This is a genomic window from Vibrio sp. OPT46 (genome assembly GCF_015163535.1).
Lineage (GTDB): Bacteria > Pseudomonadota > Gammaproteobacteria > Enterobacterales > Vibrionaceae > Vibrio > Vibrio alginolyticus.
Genome location: NZ_JADDYG010000824.1, coordinates 156,648 through 163,400, shown reverse-complemented (window position 1 = coordinate 163,400; position 6,753 = coordinate 156,648). Strand labels below are relative to the sequence as shown.

Annotated in this window: 7 protein-coding genes and 1 pseudogene; 7 read left to right on the top strand and 1 reads right to left on the bottom strand. The window is 40.6% G+C overall.

The genetic code is table 11. The features are described 5' to 3' along the window. Nucleotides 1-73: 73 nt before the first annotated feature. The gene (locus IQR33_RS28820) at nt 74-391 is read right to left on the bottom strand and encodes a helix-turn-helix domain-containing protein (RefSeq protein WP_193837268.1); all 318 of its coding nucleotides are present in this window, start codon (nt 389-391) and stop codon (nt 74-76) included. Between the two features lie 113 nt (nt 392-504). Here IQR33_RS28820 and IQR33_RS28815 point away from each other — a divergent pair, with 113 nt between their 5' ends. The 7 genes and pseudogenes from IQR33_RS28815 (at nt 505) to IQR33_RS28785 (ending at nt 6,746) form a co-directional block, all read left to right on the top strand. Further along, nucleotides 505-1,017, top strand: coding sequence for a hypothetical protein (locus IQR33_RS28815; protein ID WP_318123851.1), 513 nt, complete (start codon nt 505-507; stop codon nt 1,015-1,017). Next, nucleotides 1,011-2,390, top strand: a pseudogene (locus IQR33_RS28810) (DEAD/DEAH box helicase). The gene IQR33_RS28815 and the pseudogene IQR33_RS28810 overlap by 7 nt, the downstream one beginning before the upstream one ends. A 131-nt stretch (nt 2,391-2,521) precedes the next feature. Next, nucleotides 2,522-3,607, top strand: coding sequence for an ATP-binding protein (locus IQR33_RS28805; RefSeq protein WP_193837266.1), 1,086 nt, complete (start codon nt 2,522-2,524; stop codon nt 3,605-3,607). A gap of 41 nt (nt 3,608-3,648) precedes the next feature. After that, entirely contained in the window at nt 3,649-4,194 is a 546-nt protein-coding gene (locus IQR33_RS28800) for a helix-turn-helix domain-containing protein (protein WP_193837265.1), read from the top strand. Nucleotides 4,195-4,741: 547 nt separating this feature from the next. After that, nucleotides 4,742-4,990, top strand: coding sequence for a hypothetical protein (locus IQR33_RS28795; RefSeq protein ID WP_193837264.1), 249 nt, complete (start codon nt 4,742-4,744; stop codon nt 4,988-4,990). Between the two features lie 10 nt (nt 4,991-5,000). After that, nucleotides 5,001-5,420: a PD-(D/E)XK nuclease superfamily protein gene (locus IQR33_RS28790; protein ID WP_062850836.1), complete on the top strand. Its 420-nt coding sequence runs from the start codon at nt 5,001-5,003 to the stop codon at nt 5,418-5,420. 258 nt (nt 5,421-5,678) lie between these two features. After that, nucleotides 5,679-6,746 (top strand): CBASS cGAMP-activated phospholipase, encoded by a 1,068-nt coding sequence (locus tag IQR33_RS28785; protein WP_193837263.1) that lies wholly within the window; start codon nt 5,679-5,681, stop codon nt 6,744-6,746. Nucleotides 6,747-6,753 lie beyond the last annotated feature (7 nt).

Here is a 6,753-nt window from a genome sequence, read left to right as displayed (position 1 = left end):
GTTCCAGCTAGGAGGGTTACATGATCAGCTGTGGATTCACGATGTCTTTCAGTATTTACAATATTTTTCACGCTTATTCTCTTAGGTATTTATTTCTGATGTGGGTTATCAGATCTTCTTTTTGTTGTTTCGTTAGTTGAGCTATGTAAGTTGATAGCTCAGCAGAATCGTCATCTTCACAGAAAAAATAGCTCAAAGGGACGCCTAACTCATCCGCAATCAATTTCAGCGTTTGAACATCGGGTGTATGTTTCCCCTTTTCGTACTGATTCATCCTTGGGCTTGCCGAGCTTTCATCCATACCTATTTTTACTCCCAAGGCTTTCTGAGAGAGTTTTGCTTTTTTACGCGCTTCTTTGAGGCGCAGTGGAATTGGGTTTTGGAATGACACTTATGGTTCATATCTTAAAGCTCAGCGGTAACTAAGATTTTCTTAGTTTTACTGATTTCTGTATACTAAGCAATCCTTAGTTTTGGTGGTGTTAGCAATAGATGAAGCGTTCTATGAAGCTCAGTACAGAGATGTATAACTTGTTGGTTGAAAGAACAATAGATGGTTTTTCAGTAATTGAATTAAGGGATGAGTTTATTGTTCTAAAAGGCTCTCCTGTTGATCCTGATGAAGCGCGCAAAAAGGTTTATCGACAAATCTTACGGTTTATAAAGAAAGGCTGGCTTAGAAGTGAAGGGAGCGGTCGTCAAAAAAGATACTTTCAGACAGACACCTTTAAATCTCTTAATGTGGAGCCAAAATCAGGAAATGTAGATATTGATATTTATTCGAGCCGTGACTACTCGGTGTTAGTGAGTGAGTGCAATCAATGTAAAGGAGAACTAGAGATTGTTTTGGGTGAGATTGATGAATACCAGTCTCTCAAAGCGCGATTTCCTGAACTGGAACCGAAATTAATCACGCTTCTTGAAGAAGCAAAAGAACGTTCAGCGTACCTACTGGGAAGAGTAAATGGCTTAACAAATGTTCTAAAGGTTCTCTATGACGGAAAACAAGCATGCTGAGAGCTTGGCAGAGAGAGTGTTCTGAACGGGCATTAAGAAAATTTACAGATAACCATCGTCACTTCTTTTGCCAAGCCACACCAGGAGCTGGTAAAACTGTGCTTGCAGCCACGATAGCTTCAAGATTGTTGCAAGATGATATGGTCGATCTTGTGTTGTGTTTTTCTCCATCTTTAACCGTTTCGGATAGTATAAAAAGAACCTTTTCGAACACTCTTAATTGCACTTTTAATGGTGGGTTAGGTTCAATTGGGCAGTCACTAACCTATCAATCAATTCAATTTCTTAATGATGAATTTTGGCAAACTCTCAGTAACCGAAGAGTGTTCGTAGTCTTTGATGAGATTCATCATTGTTCTGGTTCGGATGTAGAAAATGCAAATGTTTGGGGGCAACAAGTACTTACAAAGATTCAGGGACTTGCTACCTACACACTCGCTATGTCAGGAACCCCATGACGGTCGGATGCTTTGCCTATCGTGTTAGGTGAGTACAGTGACCCTGAGGGGCAGCTTCAGGTCGACTATCAATATACGTTGAAGCAAGCTATTGCTGATAATGTTTGTAGATCTCCAAAGTTGGTCTTAGTAGACAATGAACATTTGTCGGTAATTAGTGATGAAAAGGTTGAATCATTTTCCTCAATACTAGAGATGCTCAAACAGACTAAAACCTCGTATCAAAGTGTCATTCACAATCAAGAAGCGATGGAATACTTACTTGGTCTGGGGTGTAAAAAGCTTGCAGAGCTACGTTCTCAATCTCCAAATGCTGGAGGGTTGGTGGTTGCGTCATCAGTTCAGCATGCACAAAAAATTAAAAAAATACTCTCTCAAAAATACGCCCAATCAGCCTCAATTGTTACTTACCGCCACGAAGAACCATTAGCTGAAATTGAACGCTATCGTCAGAGTCATACACAGTGGATTGTAAGTGTTGGAATGATCAGCGAAGGCACAGATATTCCTCGCCTTCAAGTTTGTTGTCACATTAGTTCAGTCAAGACAGAACTGTACTTTAGGCAAGTACTTGGGCGTATTCTTAGAGTTAATGGCTCAATAAACCAGCAAGCGTGGCTCTTCACTTTCGCAGAACAAAACCTTATAGAATTTTTGGAGCGGATAGAGCAAGACATTCCTGAATCATGTATGTTCGCAAAAGCATCGAGCACATTAAAATTTGAGTTGGAAGATCAATGTACTTCCTTGAATGAAAAAGACCTTTTAGAAAGCCGTAGTGAGGACTTAACATTGATGTGGAGTAGCGTAGGCAGTACCACACCTCATTCAAATGGTCCTATTGCCATACTTGATGAGCTTCAATTAGGGGTTTTTAAGCATCGCATAATTTCCGCTTTTCTGATTGCACCCTAGTCAAAAAATGATCTTTTGTACTCTGGTTCAGCTTCAACTTCCGCTACAATGCATTAGCCATACCATATGTAACTGCTTTGGTATTTTCTGCTAGGTGTGCAATACATGTATTCAAATGTGAGAATTGATTGATGAAGTCAGAGATACAGCTATTACTGCATAATAATCCGGGATTAAAAGGGAGAGAGATCGCTAAGCGATTAAACCTTAAAAAAAAATCGGTCAATTCATTTCTACATCACGATGACAGTGGACTATTTACGTGTTCAGATGATAGGTGGTACTTATCAGACAAAGAGACGGTCGTAGAAATTGCCAAAACGGGTTGGCTAAGAATATCTGATTTTGAAAATATCCTTATGGAGCAGGAAGATTTGTGGTCAAGTTCCGTTGACCGCATAAGATTAAAGTTCTGCGATTGTTCGATTTTACTTGGTGCGATCTCGAGAATATTGTGTCTTGTTAATCAGTTAGCACATGAAGGAAAAGACATAACTTTGGACTTTTCAGAGTGCGAAGGTTCTTTCACTTATTTATGTCGTGTTGGACTATTCGACGAGTTAGACGGCTCTATTAATGTTGTTCCAGAAGTGCAAGACAGCTCCTGCCATTATGGAAAAAACAACAAAGTTATGGAGTTTGTCTCTATTCCTTATCAGACCGAACATACTGATTTACCGTCTAAATTGAAGCAGTCTTTTATTGCTTTAGCGGGTGAAGAGCATGCCAATACGGCGTTTGGTTTTATTGCTGAGTTTATAAACAACATCATAGAGCATTCTGAATCCCCAATTCCTGGAGTTGCCGCACTCCAAGTGTATGAAAAAGGTGGTATTGGTAAAAACGTACAAACAGTTTTCTCGGATAGCGGGAAAGGTATTGTTGGGACGTTGAGGCCAGTGCTTAAGTCGCGTTATTCAGACTTGTTTGAGAGATTCCCTGAAGACAACTCAGAAAGCAATGCCATGTTGTTAAAGGAAGTTTTTGAGAGTGGAGGTATTAGCGGTGCTAAAGACCCCAATTACAAAAGTCGTGGGTTAGGTATGAAAGTTAGCGCCAAAAACGCAGCTAAGTTTGATGCTACGATTTGTATCAGACAAGAGTGTTTTGAGATAACGATTAAGTATCGAGGCGGAAAAGTTAATGAGTTCTACTTTCATGAGAATCTCACAAAAATATTAGGAACTCACATTTGTTTTGATTTTTATCTACATTAATGTGCTATATTCTCATTAAATAAAAAACATGAACCAGACTTATGCTTCTTAAACTTAAAGATTTTACGCAAGACGCGCACCCAAATGGAAACGTTAAAGGTAAGGCTGTTTACGCTTCTTTGTTACAATTTGTTGAGTCCCATCAAGAAAAGAACACTTTTGGTATATCGTTGCAAGGAATTATTGCTACGGATGCATCTTTTCCAAGAGAGAGTGTTATGTCACTGGCAAAACATTATTCTGGAGAGAAGTTTTTCTATTTAACGGATTTTATTGATGAAGACTTATTAGACAACTGGACATATGGGGCTATAGCAAAAGAGCAGCCAATGACTGTATGGCAGGGGAATGAACCTTCATTTATCGGGCCAGCTATGTCAAAGTCTATTAAAGAGCTTGCGGATTATTTGTGTGCCAACAAGAAAGCCACAACGAGCGAAATCTCAAAGAGCTTGGATATTAGCACTCAAAATGCAAGTACTCGTCTTAAGAACCTCTTTAAGTTGGGCTACGTTAAGCGAGTTGAGGAAGTGGCTGAGAGCGGTGGAAAAGAGTTCGTCTATGAGCTGATTGGTCTTTCTGATTAAAAATCTTGATTTAACCAGAGTTTGATCGTAACATCTCTTCAGCCTGAAGAGGTGTTTTTTAACCCTCTGGTTAAAAAAAAATGATGAACCAGAAGTGCAAAAATAAGGCCTTGCTTTTTGAGTGGCTATAGATCGAAATGTAACCAAAGATCAAGTGATTTTTATTTTTCTTGGTTATATATCAGCTAGTTATGAGGTTGAAGTTTTTGGAGTGCTTGTAGCTAAAAAGGTTATAGGTTAGCAGCTACTAACAGGTGATGGCGTTAAAGTGAGTTATCCACAGTTGGTGTGTTGTATGCAACTTGAAATACCTGCTTATCGGCACTATCTTGTGATCCGTAGTATGAATGACACAACATATAGTGTTTGTCTGTGGAGTAAAAACTAACAGGTATTAGATAAAGAAAACCCCCAACGATTGTCAGGGGCTTACTTAAAGACAATCATCACCCACTAGGAAGGATGTTCATCTAAACGTCGAACCCTTAGCTTAGCATCCATCCTGGTGAACATGAAATAGTTATCACCAATTTTTGGAGGCTTAGTTATGCCTAAAAACACCAAACAGACTTCAAGTGATGTTGCTTCACTTGCTTCCCACACCCTAAAGAACCCAAATGCTTCATCGATCGCAAAAGCGTTTGCTGGTTCGGCTTTATCACAAACTTCAACCCCTAGACAGACTAGCTCTGAAATGGAAAGCAGAGCGTCCAAGGCGTTACAGAGCACTAAGTACAGTGAAGAAACGAAAACGCTCGCCGCTTCTGTTTTAGCTCAATCCAATAAAGCTCGATAGGAGGATGCATATGTCTCGTAAGCACTTACTGGCGGACATTTCTGCCACCCTTAAAAGCATTGGGTTGACTCAAAACTCTACGAAACAACCTTTTACGTTTCAGAGTAACGTTCGTTACTCAAGTACGCTACTACCCGAAAAAAATGATTACGCTCACTTCATCGTCTATACGCCACAAGGAAGTTTGCAGATTGCTGCTAAGTATCAGGAGACAAGCGGGACAGCGATTGAGAAGCTCGCCTATACAGCTATGGATGCCGCCAACTCTGAGCATCAGGAGTACTTGGTTGTTTGTGGTGGGCAAGAACTACTTAAACATAACCGAGCGGTAACGTTTCTCAACTCAAGAAAGGATATGGCTCCAAAACTTCATGCACTAAAGGTAAGTGAGCTTTCAGAACGTTTGCGTGGCTATTTTGATGCGGCGTAACCAGCAGTTTTCTAGGGGTAAGATATGACTCAAAAAAAGTAAGGAATGCAAAGGCAAGAAGCATGGGCGGTGAAGCGGACATTCGAAAAGCTGACCAAGCGGAGCTACGAGCCTCTTCAATGCCCACGTTGTAACGGCTCTGGGTATGAACCATGACCAGCTTTGTGTGTATAAATACTCAAAACCAGAGTTGTGGTAAATCCGTTACCACAACTTACCCTAACTGTACTGATGTGATGGATTGAAAATGGAGGCAGCATGCCAAATCCACCTGAGAATGAACATGTTAAAAACCAAGTCCGAATTCTTAGTTTGAATGGCGGCGGAGCAAGAGGCTTATTTACTATCAGCTTGTTGGCTGAAATTGAGCGAGTAGTCGAAGAAACACAAGGTATTAATGGTTTTAAAATTGGAGATTATTTTGACCTGATTACAGGTACTTCTATTGGTGGAATTCTGGCTTTGGGTTTGGCTTATGGAAAGAGCGCAAAAGAGCTGGAAGAGGTGTTTAGAAAACAAGCAGGACATATCTTTCCTGAGCAGAAATACCCACGATTTTTCTCAGGTTTACGCAGAAAGTATCGACTGGCCAGACGTCCGCTTTATGACAGTAAGCCATTAGCTACAACGATAGCCAGTATGGTCGGTGAAGACAGCACTTTTAATGATCTGAAGTGTAGAGTTCTCATTCCTACAGTTAATCTTTCTACAGGTAAACCTCAGTTCTTCAAAACTCCCCACAACCCGGAATTTAACAGGGATGGTCGCCTCAAGTTAATTGATGCAGCTTTGGCTACTTCAGCTGCACCCACATATTTTGCTCCTCACTATTGTGAAGATTTGGATGCCTATTTTGCTGATGGAGGCTTGGTTGCAAATAATCCGAGTTTTATTGGCTTACATGAAGTTTTTCGCGATATGACGACAGACTTTCCTGAGACAAAGGTTAGTGATGTCAGGATACTCAACGTAGGTACTCTGGGGGCGGAGTATAGTCTCAGCCCTTCTAGTTTGTCTGGTAAAAGCGGCTATCTAGGGTTATGGGGTATGGGAGAAAGGTTGGTCCTCAGTACCATGACGGCGAATCAGCAACTTCACAGAGCTATGTTGTCAAGAGAGTTAGCGACACATGACGCCATAGGCAATCTCGTGTATCTGGATGACACAGTACCCCATGAAGCTGCAAGTGACATTACTTTGGATAACGCTTCTGAAAGCTCGCTCAGCAATTTAGCTAGCCGTGGTAGGCAATTAGCTACTGAAGAGTTCACTAAAAACAAAGCATTGGCAGATTTTTTCAAAGTACCTGCCCGCAAATTTAAATAAATCTTAG